Below are 16,727 nucleotides of genomic sequence, written 5' to 3'. Positions count from 1 at the left end.
GTTACTCCGACGACAAGGGTTGAGTCGCCAGGAACTCGGCCAACTCCTGGTTGAGGTTGGGGGCGCTGTCCTTGATCTGCGCGGCGTCAAGTGGCACCAGCAAGGTGGCGCCAGGTGCCGGCGGTGCCGCTTCTTCTCGATTCCACAAGGCAATGCCCAGACGGCTAACGTGCCCATCCGGCTGGATCAGGTAGAGGTAGTCCGGATCCGCGTCGACCAGCGCGGGGCACTGCTGCGCGTAGCGATACGCCTGTTGCAGCGCCACGAAGGGCAACTCGCAGCTGTCGCGTACGGCTCCTCTTACGGCCACGGTGGTCGGGCGGTAAGGGAAGATCAGTCGGTCGCCGCCCTGTAGCCGGGGGGAGTGCGCTGTGTTCAGTTCCACGGCCAGCGGGTCGAGGTGATAGAACCGACGACCCGTCACCGGAAGTGCCGTGACTTGTTCCTCGAGATGTTTCGCGGCCGCGGCAAGCTCTGGCTTCTGTTGGAGGAGGGCAAGGCGCTGAACCTGGATCAGGTCGAATAGCACGCCGGCCTTCAGCCGCTTCTGTTCCTGCTTCAGGCTCTCGCGTAACCACGATGCACCCAGCCAATAGCCGTCGGGGCTAATCTGTGCCTGTTGCAGCAGTTCTCCCAGGCGCAAGCCTGCGACGATTTCCTTTTCTCCTGGGGAAGGCAGGTCCCCTAGCAGCTCGATTCGGGTGTTTGCCAAGACTGCCGCGCTGGCAAAGAGGCCGATCAGCAATAGACCGCCGCGGACAACCCTCATGGCTGCCCCCGGAACGGACGCAGCTGCGTGAGGGTAACGCTCAGGCTGGGAGTTACTTGTTGTCGGCTCTTCATCACGAAGCCGTCGCTGGGGTCGACCCAGTAGCTGTTGGTGGCGGACAGGTTCTTGAGTGGGGATTTCAGGTGTTCGTCAACGCGCAGCAAGGCGTAGTCCAGATGCAGGATTCGCACGGTTTCCACGCCAGCGCGGTGGAAGCTGCCGGTGAGCGGAAGGTCCAATTGATAGCCGGGACCGAGGTCGACCCAGCGTTGGCTGGGCTGATCGTCAACGACGCGCTGCAGTCCATCATGGAAGGGCGCATTCGTTGGGAAGCGGGTTCCCAGCAGCTCGTCTGGAAAGCCCAGGGTGCGCACCACCACGCCGTCCTGCAGTAACAGCAGTTGGCGTGAGGAGGCTTGCCAGTACTGCAGGTCGCCTCGCACCCGCACCAATGCCATGACCGCCGATCCATACTCGCTCGTCACTTCGATCTGGTAATAGGGCAGCGCATCGACTTGCGCACGAGTGAGCTCGAGCGCAGCGGGACCGCTGAGGCTGCCGCCAAGAGTATTCAACGAGGCGTGCATCAAGGGATTACAGGCGCACAGACAGCTGGCTAGCGCTGTCAGCGCGATCAGGCGAAGGGGGTTCATGACGCCGGATCAGTTGGTGTTGAGGTTGTGCTGAATGGAGGAGCCAGTCCCCAGAATGCCGGCAGAGGGCACCAACTGGCTGATCAGACGGTTCCAGCGCGTCACCCCGGCCGGGCCGACGTACACCACATCCTGCGGCTGCAGCTGGAATTGCTGGGCGAGGATGAAAGCCGTAGGAGAGTTAGCGTCGAGCTGGAATACCTTGGCGGGCTCCTGCTCGAGGTTCTCCACCCCACGGATCACGTACACCGCCTTGCCGTTGGCCGTGGTCTGGTTGAGACCGCCGACACTGCCCAGAGCATCGGCCAGGTTCATCTCGTGTGTCTTGAAGGTCAGCGCCCGCGGCGCATTGACCTCACCCATCAGGTAGACCTTCTTGCGGTCGTTGTAGGGCAGGTAGAGCCGGTCGCCATCCTTGAGGTAAACGCTGTACAGGTCCGTATCCTGTGCGGTGTTCAGGGCATCCAGATTCAAGCTGAAGACCTTGCCATCGCGCTTGAGCGTGAGGCCGGAGAGGTCCGCATTAGTAGTGTCCAGCTCGGCGGTGCCGATGGCTTCCATCAGTGAGAGCGGAGTGGCAGTAATGGCCTGCGGGCCCGCCTTCAAGAAGGCGCCATTGAGCACGATACGCTGGCTCCCGTAACGCAAGACGGCGATATCCACCTGCGGTTGCTCGACATAGGCGGCCAGGGCGCTGGTGATGTTTCCGCGCACCTCTTCGATGGTTCGGCCGCCAACATGGATTTGGCCGATGTAGGGATAGAACAGCGTGCCGTCAGGACGCACCAGGCGGCCGTTGGCATCCAATTGCTGCTGTTGTCCGGCCGGGGAAGTCAGTTCCGGATGGTCCCACACGGTGATGTACAGCAGATCCCCCGCGCCGATTCGATAGCTCTCCGGTTGGTAGCCGAGCAGCTCCTGAGGAATCGAGCGTTGCTGCTGCGTTGCAGCTTCCACGGTCAACAGCTTGGGGGTGATCTGCACCAGCTGGATGCGGCTCGACTCGGCAGAGTCTGCCTGCACCAGCCTACCTGTTTCCAGGTTCTGGCCAGGGGAGAACATGCATCCCTGAAGCGCAAGGGCGGATACGATGGCAAGCGATAACGGACGGATCATGAGGGCTACACAACGGAAGGGATCGGAAGGCGCTAGGCGCCAGTTTCGATGGCAAAGGGAACGCGCCAGAAGGCAGCGCACGGTAGCAACTCGTGCCTGTTGGGGATGTAGGAAAAGGCGACTAGGTAAAAGCAGGAATTTCGCTAACAGAGGAGTGGTTCGATCAGTACGCGTTCTGGTGCACGAAGCCCTTGAACAAGGTCAGAAAGACGATTTTCAGATCCCACCAGAGGGACCAGTTGTTGATATAGGCCAAGTCGAACTCGACGCGTTTTTGCATTTTTTCCAGCGTATCGGTTTCACCTCGCCAGCCGTTCACCTGGGCCCAGCCTGTGATCCCCGGCTTTACCTTGTGGCGCAGCATGTAGCTGCTGATCTGTCCGCGATATTCCTCGTTGTGTGCGATGGCATGGGGGCGGGGGCCGACGATGGACATATCACCCATGAACACGTTGATGAACTGCGGCAACTCATCCAGCGAAGTCCGGCGCAGGAATGCCCCTACCGGCGTTATGCGGCTGTCGTTGCGCGTGGCCTGGGTGACTGTCGCGCCATTCTCCATTACCTGCATGCTGCGGAACTTCCACACTTCGATCGGGCGACCGTCGATGCCGTAACGCTTCTGGCGGAAGAACACAGGGCCTCGCGAAGTGAGTTTGATCGCGGCAGAGATCAGCAGCATGGGAAGGGCGATGAGGCAGAGAATTACGGATGACAGCAGGATGTCCTCCAGACGTTTGACCAGGGCCCCGGTTCCCGCCATCGGACTATCGAAGATGCTGATGGTCGGGATGCCATCAATGTTTTCCGCGCGCGCGTGAAGCAGGTTGAAGACGAAGACATCCGGAACGATGTAGACCGACGCGGTGGTATCGCTGAGCTGATCGACCAGCCAGCGAATACGTTCTTCGCTGCGCATGGGCAGTGCAATGTAGATGCGGTCGAGAGCCCCGGCGCGGGCCTGCTGCACCAATTGCTCGAGATTGCCGGACACTCCCAATTGTACTCGGCTGCCCGGAAGCGTCACTGGTTCGACTCGCTCGTCATCGTAGAAACCGAGAAGTTCAAGCCCCATCCAGGGAGCCCTCGCAATGTTTCCCGCCAGTCGAACCCCGAGCGAACCAGCTCCCACGACTGCTACTTTCCGGGTATTGAACCCATGGTATCGCAGGGCTTTCAGAGCTTTTCGAAGGAGTATGCGGTAGATCGCCAGGGCCAGCAGGGGGAGGCCGGCCAATAGCGAGAGCTGCAAGACATAGGTGGGCTTCGGATCGAGCAGCAGCTTGTCCGTGCTGATGAGCACCAGTGCACTCACCAGCCAGGTGCCGGTTATTTTTTGAAGTTCGTCCCGAATTCGTTCACCCCGCCAGGAACCATAGAGGCCGACTGTATCGGCGAGCAGGGAAAAGGCCAGCAGTGTAAAGGCAGCAACCGCCAGCATGTCCCGGTTCTGCTGTATTCCCTGGAAGACGTAAAGGCAGACTACGGTGATCAGGATGATCAACAGGTCGAGCAGTCTTTGAATGACGGATATGCCGGCCTGATGGGCGCGCAGGATTCCGCGATCTCTTCTGTTCATCGAGTGAGTCTCTAGGACAATTGGTTCAGGCGGTGAGGCGCAGGGTGCGGGCGTAGAACTCCGAGAGCTCGCGGGCGAATCTGTCGGGTGCGAAGCGTTGGCGAACAAAGTCGCGCAGTTCTTCGGGGGGGCGAGTCGTGCCTGCCGAGAGGGCGCTCTTGATATGCCTGATCAACGTTTCTTCGCTGGAAAGATCCGCAACCAGTCCCACGGGGGAAACTATTTCCGGCAACGAGCCTGTCTGGTTGACCAGTACCGGCGTGCCTTTGGCGAGGGACTCGATGGCAACCAGTCCGAAGCCTTCCCAGCGAGACGGCATGATCGTCAGAGTCGCTCGTTCATAGAGCTCGGACAGGGAGTTCTTGTCCTGCCATCCCAGGAACCGAATATTGTCGGTGGCGACGTATTCGTGGCCCTCCAATACCGCTGAGCCAGCGACCAGCAGTTGGACATTTCTGAGGGATGGGCTGGTGAACGCGCGGTAGAGGAGGTCGAACCCCTTCTGGCGGTCCAGTCGGCCGACGAACAGAACCGTGCTGTCCAGCTTGCGACCTTGCCAGGGCAGGCCGGACAGATAATGCGGGTCGACAGGGTTGTAGATGATTACCTGATTGCCATTGGGTATGAATGCCGCTCGCTGCTGCTCGGTCCTGGAAATATGAATAATGCCGTCGGAGAGAATTCCGGTGAGGAGGTCCAGTGACCGGCTGGCCAGGTTCTCTATACGCGAGGTTTCGCGCAGGAATGACCAGCCATGGGCGCAATAGATTGCAGGGGGATTCTTCAACAGCATCAGCCGGCGCAACACGAAAATATAGCCGGCCAGGGAGCTGTGCAGGTGGATCAGGTCATAGCGGTCCTGCTTGAGTGCCTTGTGCAGTGCCTGGAAAAGATGAGCCGCACGGCTGATGCGTCGGTCTCCCTTGAACAGCAGGAGCTTCGAGCCACCGATGGCGATGCACTCGCGCTGGCTACCTGGGATCAGATACCGATTGTCGTGGGATGATGTCTTGTCCAGTGTCTCCAGGTAGGTGGCGACACCTCCCTGGATGGTCTCTGCAACGTGGAGGATCTTAAGGGTACGGAGGGAAAGTTCGTTCATGGCGGCGTGACAGGGAAAGTTTCAGGAATGCGAGAAATCCGTAGCAAGAGAAACTCGGCACGAAGAGCGGTGCCGAGTCGTTCAGGGCGACGAACAAAAAGATCTGTACTCCCGTTTTTACCGCGCGCAGATCGGGGCGGAGGCGGAGACTGAACGGGCTCGGATTTCCGATCAGCAACGGCGAGATGAAGAAAAGGGAGAAGCAGGCCAGGCCTATCAGGCCGAAGTCGTGATAGATCGACAGGTAGGGAGTTTCAGTGATGGCTGAAATCGGCTCCTGAGGCATGAGCCGGAACTCATTAAGCATCAAGAAGAACTGATCAAGATTGCTCAGAGAGCTATCCATCAGGATGCGATCACCGCCGAGATAGATGGTGGAGGCGAATATGGCGGCTGCCGCGCAGGGAACGAGGCTTGCGACCAGAGCAATTAGCAGACGAAGTGTGAGTCCTTCCTCCGTAGGTCATCAGCAAGGCGAGGGCGGTGAGTAACCACGACGTGCGAGAGAGGGAGGGGGGCATACTGGCGACCAGGATCATCTTGAAGAGCGGGCGGTGTTCGAGGCGGAAGCAGAGCGGGGTTAGCGTGGCCATGCTTAGGCCGTAGATGTTGCCGTTGTTGTAGGTGTAAACCGGCTTGAACAAGTCCCCGCGCTGGTTGTTGCGCCGCCAGACGGAAATAACATCATCACCGCCTCCAGCCGACAGATGGGGGAGACTGAGATAATCGACGGTCAGTGCTGCGTGCAGGAGAGAGAATTCCGACCACAGCTACTACTCGAATGCAGAGTGTCAGTGTTTGAAAAATGGTTGTCTGAGTCTGTTCGTTGTACAGCAGAGATAGCAGGTAGAAGAAGGTCGGTATCAGGATGAACACGAGCAGATACCCACCGAGATAACCGACGTTCTCGTGACTGATGAACAGCTCAGTTGCAACCCCAGACTTCCCAAAAGGACGCAATCGCCCAAGTGCAGTGCTCCTGGCGTGTTCAGCCGAAGCATCAGCGGGATCGGGTGCTTCCTGCATAGAGGCAACTTTTGGGACGTGCCACCAGGAAGACGACGATGCAACTGAGCGTCCGGGACAATGGCCGGAGGTCAGCTTGCGTGAAGCTTCCTCCAGCCTTGCAGGAATGCTCCGCCGGTGAGGGCCGCCCCGGTCAGTGCCTGGAATGCGAGATACCCCGCTTCATGCTTGAACAGGATGGCCAGGATCAGCAGCAGCATGCCGATGCCGGAGAGGTTGTAGATGGACAGCAACCACATGGCCACCGTGCCCGAACCGGTGTCCCCTGATCCATCTCGGCGTGCTCCTGCCAGTACGTTGACCTTGTTCAGAATCAATCGGGAGAAGAGCGAAAAGATGCTGGCCAGTGCGCCCAGCGCCAGGCTTTCGATATCTCCTGTGCCGTAGCCAATCGCCAGGTAGAGGCCTGCTGTGATGGTGTAGCCGCCCATGGCGTCGAGGAATTCACCTCGATTGGAACCAGTGCGCGTATAGCGGGCAATGTTGCCGTCCACGCAGTCGAGTATGAGCCACATCATAACGAGTCCACCGACCAGCCAGGCTGATGACGCCATCGCCGCTGCGGCGATGGAGAGCAGGGCAAACACGATGGAGGCGGCAGACGCCGCATTGGCGCTCATGCCCAGGGCGATGAAGAGTGCGGTGATGGGATAGGACAGTGGCCTGGCACAGAAGTAGGCCGCCGGATTTCCCCAGCGGTCGTAGTGGCTCTTGTCCCGTGGCATGGACTGCTTGATTTCAGTAATGGTCGGCATGGCTGTCGGTAGTGATTGGTTGGGGAAGAGATTTGCGGCAACTCAGGAGTGCGCGGATACGCAGCACTAACACCAGAAGTTCTGTCGCCAGGATTGCCAGGGCGACGTTGCGGGCGTTGATTTGGTCGAAAACATAGAGGCATGCCAGCACGAGGATGTTGGCAATCGAGGCGTGCACGACCGTGCGGTTGGCATGGTCGAGACGATCCAGTGCGGCAAAGGCCGGATATCCGAATGCGGCGGCAAGATAACTCGCCACCATGGCGGCGAGCATGACGATGAAAGTGCCTCGGGCGGCGATGAAGTCTTCGCCCAGAGCTCTTTGCAGAATTTCTCCGGAAAGGGCTGCGAGGAGGCTTGCCAGCAAGGCGAGTGCCGAGGCAGAGCCCAGGGTCACCATCAGGAACACCCGCCAGTTGCGATTCTTGGCCATGAACGGATAGAGCACCTGGTTCACCGGCAGGGCAGAGCCAATCCGATAGACCTGTTGACAGGCATAGAACTGTGCTGCCTGGATCTGTCCGGACAGGCCGACGACAGTCGTGGCTGCCGAGGTGTAGGTCGCGACGGCGATTCGTGAGGTGAAGAAGGGCAACGCTGTGCGAAATTCTTGCACGACCTCGTGCATCCGCGGCCTGAGCACGCGAAAGCCGCAACGGTAGATCTGTGCGATCGAAAGTCCGGCCGCTGCCAGCTGGGCTAGGCCCCAACCAAGAATTACCAGCCACGCGTCGCGGCTATCGTGGACGAACAACAGTACGATCAGTAGGTAGAGCGTCTTGGTCGATAGGTTGTAGAAGGTGATGACCTTCATACGCTCCAGGCCGATGAACAGCCAATTGGCCTGATACGCCTGGCCTACGATGGCGAGAATGCCCAGGGCGAAGAGCGGAGTATCCTGGCGGTATGCTGGAATCAATATAGGAACCAGCATGCCGATCAATGACGCTCCGGCAACGAGAGGCAACTTTCCCAGGAATACCGAGCCCAGTAGTCGGCCGATCAGCAGCGGTTCTTCGCGATGGCAAGCGATCCTGTAGGTGCTCGAGAGGCCATAGCCGAAATCGGTGATGATCAGCGACAACTGACTGAGGGAAAGCACCATCGCCACCGACCCGAAACTGGCGATGCCCAGCCGTTGGGTGAGGATCGGCAACAAGAGCAACGGTAGGAAGTTGGCCAGCTGCGTTAGGCTGGCAGCCAGCGTGTTTGCTGCCAGCGGATGGGTGAAAAGCCGTGTAATCGAACTCATGGGCGTCAGCGAAGGCGCTCGATGATCGATGAGATGGTATCGAGCGAAGCCTTCAGATCAGAGAGGTGGGACTTATCGAAATAGCCCAGGCTTTGTTTGATCTGCGTGCTGGAGATACCTTCGGTGCGAGGCAGGTAGACGACCTTGCACAACGAACTCAGGTGATCGAACTTCCCTTCCCAATCGTGTCCCATGCCGAGAATCGCTACGTCGTAGGACTCGATGTCCCGCGCTTTCTGCCCCCAGTCGGTTTCCGGAATTGCCAGGTCGACGAACTTGATCGATTGCACGATTTCTATTCGATCGGCGAACGGAATAATGGTCTTCTTGCCCTTGCCGGCGTTGAACTCGTCGGTGGAAACACCAACGATCAATCGATCGCCCAAGGCTTTCAGGCGGGTCAGTAGTTTCAGGTGGCCGTGGTGGAAAAGATCGAAGGTACCATAGGTGAGAACGGTCGTTTTCATTGAGCGCAGGGTTCATGGCGCGTGCCTCAACACCAAGGCGTCGGCACGCTACCGCCCCAGGATTTTTGGTTGATTTCCTGAGAACGCGGATGAGGTTGTTGTTATCGGCCACTGGGGCCGGGTTGTAGTGTGGTGTCGCGTGCTGCTTCTACCTGTGGTGTGCGAGCCGCTGGATGTGGGTAACTGGCACGCTGACGCGCGACTCTCTTTGCAGCAGATTGATCAGCAGGATCACTCGCTCAGTTCCGTCCCGGGCTTCGAAGATCGCTTCTATACCGAGGGATCCAGGAACGCTGACTCGGACTCGGTCCCCCGTCTCGAACAGGCGAACCACGGCAGCTGCGTGCGATCTCACTCCTTCTATGACCGAGTGCGGGATGGGCAATGGAGCGTTGTCAAAGCGAACTATCTGGCTGACCCCTCGAGTGGAGCGAATAGGCATCCAGTTGTCCTGCTGCGTGTCGAGCGCGATAAAGAGGTAGCCAGGAAAAAGCGGTTCCGAGCGAAGCTGCAGTGTTCCCTGGCTGACTCGCTCGACCTGACGCATTGGCAACAGGCATTCGTAGTGCTGTTGTTGCAGATTGGCCAGCGCCCGCAGGTCTTGCCTGGGCTTGCATTGCACTAGGTACCAGCGCCTTTCTTTGACTGCTTGCATGGATTCGCTCCGGAATGACCATCTGGCGTCAGCGGTTTCCCGACAGGTATTCATACTGGTAATTGGCATACGCCCCGTTGCCGTAATAGTCCGAGGCGCGTCGCTCAACGCCGTTAAAAATGGCCCCTTTGAGTTCGATGCCGTTCTGCTCAAAACGTCGAATGGTCAGTTCTATTTCCCGTGGCGCGTTCTTTCCAAATCGAGTGACGATCAGGCTGGTGCCCGCTTGACGCCCGACGATGGCTGCGTCGGTCACGGCCAATAGAGGAGGGGTATCGAGGATTACCAAGTCGAACTCGATGCTCGCTCTCTCCAGCACCTCGGTGAAGTTGGGGTGCATCAAAAGTTCAGAAGGGTTGGGGGGGATCTGGCCGCGGGAGATGAAGCTGAGGTTCTCCACTTCGGTCGGCTGGATGGCACTGCTGAAGTCACAGCGCTGGACCAGCAGATCGGAAAGGCCCATTTGCTCCTGTCGGGCAAATACCTTGTGCAGGTAGCCTTTGCGCATATCGACATCAATCAGTAGTACTCGCTTGCCGGCCTGGGCAATCACGGCGGCGAGGTTGGAGCTGACGAAGGATTTCCCCACCACGGGGCTTGGCCCGGAAATCATCAGGCGGTTGTCGCCGGATTCAAGCATGGCGAAATGTAGGCTGGTGCGCAGGCTGCGAAGGGACTCGACGGCCAAGTCCGTGGGGTGCCCCGTCGCGAGCAACGGCGCAGGATTAATGTTGCCCTTGCGGTTCCTTTTCCCCTTGTTGCGCTGGTCTTCTTCCGATTTCTGCAGTGCGCTGTAGGGAATGGAGGCGTAGACCGGCAAACCCAATTGCTCTATGGCCTCCGGCGATTCTATGCCTCGATTCAGTGCCTTGCGGAACAGGACGAGTGTTATAGAAGCGAACAAGCCCAGTAGAGTGGCAATGGCGATGATCAATGGTTTCTTGGGCTTTACTGGTTTCGTCAGGTCCACATCCGCCGCATCAATGATTCGCACGTTGCCAACGGCACCAGCGCGCATGACGTCCAGTTCCTGGGCCTTGTTCAGCATTTGGGTATAGATGGCTGTGCTGACCTGCACATCGCGTGTCAGGCGCAGCAGGTCTTGCTGCGTTTCCGGTAGCGCTTCCACACGTTTGGATAGGCCAGCCTGTTTGCTGCTCAGCTCGCCTATCTGTCGCATCAGAGCCTGGTAGGCTGGGTGCTGGCGGGTGAACTTCTGGTCCATCTCCGCCTGCTGCAGCTTGAGCTGCGAGATGCTGGTGTCCAGGGCGACTATCTGGTCCAGCAGTGCCTTGGTTTCCAGGCTGATGTCGGCGGACTTGGCTTGCGACTGGTAGCTACTCAGGGCGTTTTCGGACTTTTCCAGGTCACGACGGACCTCCGGCAGTTGTCCGCGGAGAAAATCCAGGCTGGAGGCGGCTTCGGCGGAGGCTCGCTCTACGTTCTGGAGCACATACTGTTGGCTGATGGCATTCAGCACGGCGAGTGCCTGATCGGGCTGCTCGTCATCCAAGGACAGCGCAAGGATTCCTGAATCCTTGCCTGTTTCGCTGACGTTGAGGGCCTGTTGGTAATCGAGGATGGCACTCAGGCGGCGTTCACGGGTAACCGTGAAACGAGTCCCCGGATTGGCGTGCAGGGTTTCCACCTGCACTTTCACGCCGTTCTGCTCCGCCGGTCGGCCAGCAATACCCTTCACCAGCAGATTATTATCGTCATCGAACAGGCTGAAGCTGCCGTTCTCGCTGACAATCAGAGTTAGATCTTTTTCCAGCAATGCATCCGGCACTTCGAGCTGAAATATCTTCAGCGCCTCGCCACCCCAGGCAAAGCGGCTCATGCCCAGCAAAGGTGGAGCTACATCACTTTCCTGTTCAGGTTGGTAGTGGCGATGGAGGAAGTTGCCGATCACTGGGAACAGGGACGGCTGGGTATCGATGTCCAGCTTGAGCGCATCCACGGCCTTTCCGATTACGTTGCGTGAGGTCAGCAACTGGATCTCGGTGACTGCTGGTGACTGCGCCCCCAGCAAGTCCGACATATCTGACAGACCAGGAATACCCGGCTTCTTCTGCTCCACCTGGATTATCGCATTGGCGCGATAAACCGGTGCCGCCAGCAGTGCATAAGCCGTGCCCACGACCATGAAGCTGGCGGTTATGCCTGCAATCAGCCATTTGCGATCGAGCAGCGTGCCAAGTAGGGCGAGTAGGTCAATTTCGTCGCTGTCTTCGATAGCGGGCGGAATAGGGAGCGTCTGCGGGTATTGCATGGGCGGCTTCTTGATGAGTTCAGCGTTGAAGTTGGAGGCGGTGGGACCAGGTCTTTACGCCTTCCTCGATCAGCGCGTAGGCGTGTTCGAAAGCAGCGGTGCCCTGTCTATAGGGGGCGGGGATTTCGCAGTCGTGCTGCCATTTGCCGAGCAAGAAGGTCTTGCCTCGGGAAGTAGACGAGAGACGAATGACGTCCTGCAGTTGGCGCTGCTCCATGACCAGTACCAGGTCGGCAGCCGTCAGGAGGCTGGGAGTTAGTTGCCGTGCTTGTGTTCGTGCGGTTGCTGGCCGTGACGCCGCAGGGTGGCGAGGGCGTGGGGTTCGATGGGGTGACCGACTACGGCAGTCAGGCCGGCGGAGCTGACCCGGATGCCAGTACCGGCCAGATTCTGCTGGAGCAGATATTCGCCCATTGGGCTGCGGCAGATGTTTCCTGCGCAGACAACCAGTACTTCCTTGAACACGCTAACCACCACTGCATGGATTGATCGATAACCATAGAGGGGCGGAAATTAAGCTTCGGACGGGGACGATTCAATGCGCTTTCCGGCCATTTCAAGGGTTTAGGAATTCTCTGAGCCGGGATTAGGGGAAAACTTTCAATGCGCCACGGGGAGGGGACAATTCTGATGGGCACACACTATCGCGGCGCATGTTCGACGTTGCGAAAATATGCCTGAGGACAATGCACGGAAGCCCCCCTGAGCGGGAGGCGAGGCACTACGGGGATCCGGCTGGATCAGCTGATGGCGAGTCGGCCGCCGGACTGTTGGGGAGCGAAGCGCGAGTAGAGTTGATCGAGCGAGTTGCGCAAATGCTCCTGATTGTGGAGTGCCTGGATGCGCCGGGTATTTTGTCGCAGTCTAGTCAGTGCATTCGGCGCGCCCTCGGCGAAGGCGCTCATTTCCTGGTTCGCTTCGCTAAGGCTTTGAAGGGTCGAGAGGCCCTCTGCGCTGAACGGCCCAATCTGTCGCAGCGCAATGGGCAAGTCGAGTTTCGCAGCCTCCAGGACTGAAATCGGGAAGCCATCCCAGGCAGCACTATGGAAATACAGGTCAAGGCCCTTCATGTGGGCGACCACTTCGTTGCGCGGGCGCCAGCCTGTGACTTCTATGCCGGCTCGCTCCAATTCGGCCATGGCCTGGATGTCGCCACCACCGATCCATTTGAAATGCGCGACATTCCGGCAGGCGTCGGCCACGTTGCGGAAGTAGTCGTAGCCCTTTTGCCGGCTGATGCGGCCGACCATGCCGATTACTGGCTTGCTGGTGAGGCTTCTGATCGCCGGAACGTCGGGTAGCTCATCGCAGACGTTGACCAGCCCCAAGGTGCTTCCCGGTTCGATCAGTTCGCCGGCGATGCGCTGCTCGTCCAGGCCGCAGCCTGCAATTACGGCGGTGCGTCGTGCCAGCAACGATTCGATGGTGCGATAGGCCTTGAGCATCATGGGATGGTCGCCACGAAGGAAAGCGAAACCATGGGGGGTGTAGACAATCTTCTGTGCGGGGATGAAGGGCAGGGCGCGGATTAGCGCGCCGGCGTAGGTGCTGTGCAGATGAATGACATCGGGCTGCACGCGATCAATATATGGTTTCACCCGCACAAGGCTGGTGAGGCGTCGTGGCACCAGTTCCATGTGCTTGAACAGGCCGTTGCCTTCCTCTCCTGTGGTGTCGCCTTTGCGCACCGAGGCCAGCAGGTAGTGCTCATGCTGCTGGGAGTTGAGGATGTAGGAGTTGATGGCCGAGGTGACGCCGCCGCCGAAGGACTCGGTAATGTGCAGGATCTTCATAAAGCGATGTAGGCCCCTGGAAAATTACTTGTCGTAACTGGGAGACCAAACAGCTGAATATGGTCTTGCTGGGCTAGAGCGTAGCCTTTTTCATCAGGGCTTTGTAAGGATTTCTGACGCTTTTTTCGGGCAAGTAATTTTTCGTCAAATTACCGGCGAAATCGCAAGCGCTCGCCCCAGGGGGCGACGGCCGATTCGATCAGCGTATAGGCGCGTTCAAAGGCTTCCGGGCCTTGGCGATAAGGGTCCGGGATCTCCTGGTCGGCCTGCCATTTGCCCAGCAGGAAGGTTTTGCCGCGAGCTTCGGGGGCGAGGCGGATCACGCTCTGGATCTGTGATTGCTCCATGACCAGGACCAGATTGGCTTCGTGGAGCAGTTCGGCGGTGAGCTGACGGGCGCGGTGAGGGTGGGGGGAGTGGCCGTGTTGGCGGAGGATGGCGAGGGCGGTGCTGTCGATGGGGTGGCCGACCAGCGCGCTGAGCCCGGCAGAGCCCACGGCGATGTCAGTGCCCTGCAGGAATTCGCGCAGCAGGTGTTCGGCGATGGGGCTGCGGCAGATGTTGCCGACGCAGACGATCAGAATCCTGTTGAACACGGGGAGCGTCCCTGACCGCGACCGATGGATCGTCAGAAATCTATCGGTCGCAGTGCAGAGGCGTCAAGCCGCCGGCAGAGGTGTTCAGCTCAGCCCTGATTGGCAGGAGGCTGCTCGGCGACGGCGCTTTCTTCCTGGGGCGGGCGCTCCAGGGCGACCTGGCGGATGGACAGGCGAATCTCCGCAGGCAGCACGCGTTTGGCCGCGCCTTCAGCCAGTTCGCCCAGCAGCTCGTGGTAGCTCAGCTTGCCGTTCTCGTCCTTGCGCAGCACGCCTTCGTCCAGGAGGGTCTGGATGAAGTGGCGGAACAGGCTCTTGTCAAAGAACTCCGGCGCGTTGAGGCCGTGGAGGACCGACAGGCGCTGGGCCATCACGGTGCAGAGGTTTTCCAGTTCTTCGGCGGTGAGCTGCTTCTGCCCTGCGTTGAGCACCAGGGAGATGGACATGTAGAAGCGCTGAAGGGTCTGGGTGATGGCTCGGGCCAGCAGGGTCAGCAGTACGTACTGGCGAGAGCTGGGCGCCGGGCGGATGAAGGTGTCGTTTTCCTGTTTGAGCAACTCACTGGCAACCATGGCCTGCAGCCATTGATCGACCACCGCATCCAGTTCGTCGAGGCTCCAGCGGATAAACAACTCGGCCTGCAGGTACGGGTACAGCGCGCGGGTGTAGCGCAGGAGTTGCTCGCGGCTGATCCGTCCGCTGTTCTGGAAGAAGCTGGCGATCAGCGCCGGCAGGGCGAAGATGTGCAGCACGTTGTTGCGGTAGTAGGTCATCAGCACCGCGTTCTGCTCATCGAGGTAGCAGATACGGCCGAGCGCGTCCTTCTGCTCGCTGAGCAGGTTCATGCTCTTCACGTACTCGATCAGTTGCTGGCCGTCGCCCTTGGGCAGCGTGGCGCTGGGCGAGTACGGGACCTTGCGCAGCAGGTCGAGATAAAGGTCGATGACCCGTGCCAGGGCGGTTTCGTCCAGGGCCAGGCGGGTGGTGGACAGCAGCGCCAGGGCCACCAGGTTCACCGGGTTGATCGCGGCGGCGTCGTTGAGGTGGCGGGCGACGTCGCGAGCCAGGTGGTTGGTCGTTTCCGAGAGCCAGGCTGGGCGGTACTCCGGGCCCAGGTCCTGCTCACGCCAGTCCGGTTGTTGCTGGTCGAGGAAGTCGTCGAGGTGAATCGGCTCGCCGAAATTCACCCAGACCTGGCCGAAGCGCTGTTTCAGTGCGCCGACGACTTTGAAGATGTCGAAGATCGATTCTTTCTTCTTCGCCGCGCCGCGCAGTTCGCCCAGGTAGGTACGGCCTTCGAGCACGCGCTCGTAGCCGATGTACACGGGGACGAAGACGATGGGCCGGCGCGAGTCGCGCAGGAAGCTGCGCAGGGTGATCGCCAGCATCCCGGTGCGTGGGTGCAGCATGCGCCCGGTGCGGGAGCGGCCGCCCTCCACGAAGTATTCGGTGGAAAACCCACGGCTGAACAGGGTGTGCAGATATTCGTTGAATACCGCGGTGTACAGCTGGTTACCCTTGAAGCTGCGGCGCATGAAGAAGGCACCGCCACGGCGCAGGATCGAGCCCACCACCGGCATGTTGAGGTTGATCCCGGCGGCGATGTGCGGCGGGGTCAGGCCATTGCGGAACAGCAGGTAGGACAGCAGCAGGTAGTCGATGTGGCTGCGGTGGCAGGGCACGTAGACGATCTCATGGCCCTGGGCGACTTCCTGCACACGCTCGATGTGGTTGACCTTCACGCCCTCGTAGAGCTTGTTCCAGAACCAGGTCAGGGTGACTTCGAGGAAACGGATCACCGGGTAGGAAACGTCGGCGGCGATCTCGTTGGCGTAGCGCAGGGCGGCGGCCTCAGCCTTATCCTGGGAGATCTTCTGGGTCTCGCATTCTTCCTGGATCGCCTGGCGCACCAGTGGCGCGCGCAGCAGACCCTTGACCAGGGTGCGCCGATGGGAGAGATCCGGGCCGATCACCGCGGTCTTCTGGTTGCGGAAGTGCACGCGCAGGATGCGCTGGACCATGCGCAATGTGCGTTCGTGGCCTTTGTTCTGTTCCACCAGCTCGCGCAGGTGGATAGGCGCGGAGAACTGCACGCGGGTCTTGCGGCCAAGGATGAGGATGCGCGCGAGCTTGCGCAGGCGGCCGGTGACGGCCCAGTTGTCGGCGAACAGCAGCTTCCAGGCGCTCTTTTCGCTGTCCGGGGATTGGCCCCAGAACACGCTGACGGGGATGATCTGCGCGTCATCGATGCCGTTCTGGCCGATGGCACCGAGCATGCGTACCAGCGCCGGCGGCGCGCCGCGCTTGTCCTGGCGGCCGAGCCAGTCGGGCTCCGGCGTCAGGTAGAAGAAGGCCGCAGGCTCGATGGATTCACCTACTGCCACCGGCATCACCGGGCGCGGCAGGCCAGCCTTGCGGCACTCGGTATCGACCACCGCGAGATCGCTCACCGAGGGCTGCTGCAGGACGTAGAGGACCGGTTTGCTGCGGTCGATCTTCAGGCTGAAGGCCGACTGGTTGATGGTTTCCGAGCGCACCCAGAGGTACAGCAGGCGGCGCAGGGCACCAAAACCGAAGCGGCGGAACGGGTAACGAGGCATACAGGCCCTATGGCTGGCGTAGGTAAAACGAGCGATTGCTCAGGCCGGCTAGTTTGCCGGATTAGGCCCCGCCAGCAAAGCCACCAACGCTT

The 16,727-nt window shown here is 59.8% G+C and carries 14 protein-coding genes and 1 pseudogene; all 15 read right to left on the bottom strand.

What is annotated here, in order from left to right; genetic code table 11:
• Position 1: 1 nt before the first annotated feature.
• Positions 2-769: a capsule biosynthesis GfcC family protein gene (locus AC2T4A_RS27610; protein ID WP_486742284.1), complete on the bottom strand. Its 768-nt coding sequence runs from the start codon at positions 767-769 to the stop codon at positions 2-4.
• Positions 766-1,422: a YjbF family lipoprotein gene (locus AC2T4A_RS27605; protein WP_486742283.1), complete on the bottom strand. Its 657-nt coding sequence runs from the start codon at positions 1,420-1,422 to the stop codon at positions 766-768. Before AC2T4A_RS27605 ends, AC2T4A_RS27610 begins: the two co-directional genes overlap by 4 nt.
• Before the next feature lie 9 nt (positions 1,423-1,431).
• Complete coding sequence (locus AC2T4A_RS27600; protein ID WP_486742282.1) at positions 1,432-2,538, bottom strand: polysaccharide biosynthesis/export family protein; 1,107 nt, start codon at positions 2,536-2,538, stop codon at positions 1,432-1,434.
• Positions 2,539-2,701: 163 nt separating this feature from the next.
• A complete protein-coding gene (locus AC2T4A_RS27595) occupies positions 2,702-4,117 on the bottom strand; it encodes an undecaprenyl-phosphate glucose phosphotransferase (protein WP_486742281.1) in 1,416 nt (471 codons plus the stop codon).
• A gap of 25 nt (positions 4,118-4,142) precedes the next feature.
• Complete coding sequence (locus tag AC2T4A_RS27590; RefSeq protein WP_486742280.1) at positions 4,143-5,219, bottom strand: glycosyltransferase family 4 protein; 1,077 nt, start codon at positions 5,217-5,219, stop codon at positions 4,143-4,145.
• The gene (locus tag AC2T4A_RS27585; protein ID WP_478377145.1) at positions 5,191-5,565 is read right to left on the bottom strand and encodes a hypothetical protein; all 375 of its coding nucleotides are present in this window, start codon (positions 5,563-5,565) and stop codon (positions 5,191-5,193) included. Before AC2T4A_RS27585 ends, AC2T4A_RS27590 begins: the two co-directional genes overlap by 29 nt.
• 751 nt (positions 5,566-6,316) lie before the next feature.
• The gene (locus AC2T4A_RS27580) at positions 6,317-7,000 is read right to left on the bottom strand and encodes a CDP-alcohol phosphatidyltransferase family protein (protein ID WP_478377144.1); all 684 of its coding nucleotides are present in this window, start codon (positions 6,998-7,000) and stop codon (positions 6,317-6,319) included.
• Positions 6,984-8,252 (bottom strand): oligosaccharide flippase family protein, encoded by a 1,269-nt coding sequence (locus AC2T4A_RS27575; RefSeq protein WP_478377143.1) that lies wholly within the window; start codon positions 8,250-8,252, stop codon positions 6,984-6,986. Before AC2T4A_RS27575 ends, AC2T4A_RS27580 begins: the two co-directional genes overlap by 17 nt.
• A 5-nt stretch (positions 8,253-8,257) precedes the next feature.
• Entirely contained in the window at positions 8,258-8,719 is a 462-nt protein-coding gene (locus AC2T4A_RS27570; RefSeq protein WP_478377142.1) for an adenylyltransferase/cytidyltransferase family protein, read from the bottom strand.
• Positions 8,720-8,867: 148 nt separating this feature from the next.
• On the bottom strand, positions 8,868-9,374 hold the full coding sequence (gene rfaH, locus AC2T4A_RS27565) for a transcription/translation regulatory transformer protein RfaH (RefSeq protein ID WP_478377141.1): 507 nt from the start codon (positions 9,372-9,374) through the stop codon (positions 8,868-8,870).
• 28 nt (positions 9,375-9,402) lie between these two features.
• Positions 9,403-11,646, bottom strand: a complete 2,244-nt coding sequence (locus AC2T4A_RS27560; protein WP_486742279.1) for a polysaccharide biosynthesis tyrosine autokinase — start codon at positions 11,644-11,646, stop codon at positions 9,403-9,405.
• 19 nt (positions 11,647-11,665) lie between these two features.
• Positions 11,666-12,111, bottom strand: a pseudogene (locus AC2T4A_RS27555) (low molecular weight protein-tyrosine-phosphatase).
• Positions 12,112-12,386: 275 nt separating this feature from the next.
• Positions 12,387-13,439, bottom strand: a complete 1,053-nt coding sequence (locus AC2T4A_RS27550) for a glycosyltransferase family 4 protein (RefSeq protein WP_478377138.1) — start codon at positions 13,437-13,439, stop codon at positions 12,387-12,389.
• A 149-nt stretch (positions 13,440-13,588) separates the two neighbouring features.
• The gene (locus tag AC2T4A_RS27545) at positions 13,589-14,035 is read right to left on the bottom strand and encodes a low molecular weight protein-tyrosine-phosphatase (protein WP_416747628.1); all 447 of its coding nucleotides are present in this window, start codon (positions 14,033-14,035) and stop codon (positions 13,589-13,591) included.
• Between the two features lie 89 nt (positions 14,036-14,124).
• Positions 14,125-16,635, bottom strand: a complete 2,511-nt coding sequence (plsB, locus tag AC2T4A_RS27540) for a glycerol-3-phosphate 1-O-acyltransferase PlsB (RefSeq protein ID WP_486742278.1) — start codon at positions 16,633-16,635, stop codon at positions 14,125-14,127.
• Positions 16,636-16,727 lie beyond the last annotated feature (92 nt).

The organism is Pseudomonas sp. PVC-3-1 (assembly GCF_057444315.1).
The sequence above is the reverse complement of the archived record's forward strand: the minus strand, read 5'-3'. Positions and strand labels throughout refer to the sequence as shown.

What these genes read in the sequence shown, in the direction of transcription:
- AC2T4A_RS27595 (WP_486742281.1), bottom strand. Translation starts at nt 4,117, where the DNA reads ATGAACAGAAGAGATCGCGGAATCCTGCGCGCCCATCAGGCCGGCATA.
- rfaH (WP_478377141.1), bottom strand. Translation starts at nt 9,374, where the DNA reads ATGCAAGCAGTCAAAGAAAGGCGCTGGTACCTAGTGCAATGCAAGCCC.
- AC2T4A_RS27600 (WP_486742282.1), bottom strand. Translation starts at nt 2,538, where the DNA reads ATGATCCGTCCGTTATCGCTTGCCATCGTATCCGCCCTTGCGCTTCAG.
- AC2T4A_RS27610 (WP_486742284.1), bottom strand. Translation starts at nt 769, where the DNA reads ATGAGGGTTGTCCGCGGCGGTCTATTGCTGATCGGCCTCTTTGCCAGC.
- AC2T4A_RS27605 (WP_486742283.1), bottom strand. Translation starts at nt 1,422, where the DNA reads ATGAACCCCCTTCGCCTGATCGCGCTGACAGCGCTAGCCAGCTGTCTG.
- AC2T4A_RS27590 (WP_486742280.1), bottom strand. Translation starts at nt 5,219, where the DNA reads ATGAACGAACTTTCCCTCCGTACCCTTAAGATCCTCCACGTTGCAGAG.
- AC2T4A_RS27585 (WP_478377145.1), bottom strand. Translation starts at nt 5,565, where the DNA reads ATGGATAGCTCTCTGAGCAATCTTGATCAGTTCTTCTTGATGCTTAAT.
- plsB (WP_486742278.1), bottom strand. Translation starts at nt 16,635, where the DNA reads ATGCCTCGTTACCCGTTCCGCCGCTTCGGTTTTGGTGCCCTGCGCCGC.
- AC2T4A_RS27570 (WP_478377142.1), bottom strand. Translation starts at nt 8,719, where the DNA reads ATGAAAACGACCGTTCTCACCTATGGTACCTTCGATCTTTTCCACCAC.
- AC2T4A_RS27560 (WP_486742279.1), bottom strand. Translation starts at nt 11,646, where the DNA reads ATGCAATACCCGCAGACGCTCCCTATTCCGCCCGCTATCGAAGACAGC.
- AC2T4A_RS27550 (WP_478377138.1), bottom strand. Translation starts at nt 13,439, where the DNA reads ATGAAGATCCTGCACATTACCGAGTCCTTCGGCGGCGGCGTCACCTCG.
- AC2T4A_RS27575 (WP_478377143.1), bottom strand. Translation starts at nt 8,252, where the DNA reads ATGAGTTCGATTACACGGCTTTTCACCCATCCGCTGGCAGCAAACACG.
- AC2T4A_RS27580 (WP_478377144.1), bottom strand. Translation starts at nt 7,000, where the DNA reads ATGCCGACCATTACTGAAATCAAGCAGTCCATGCCACGGGACAAGAGC.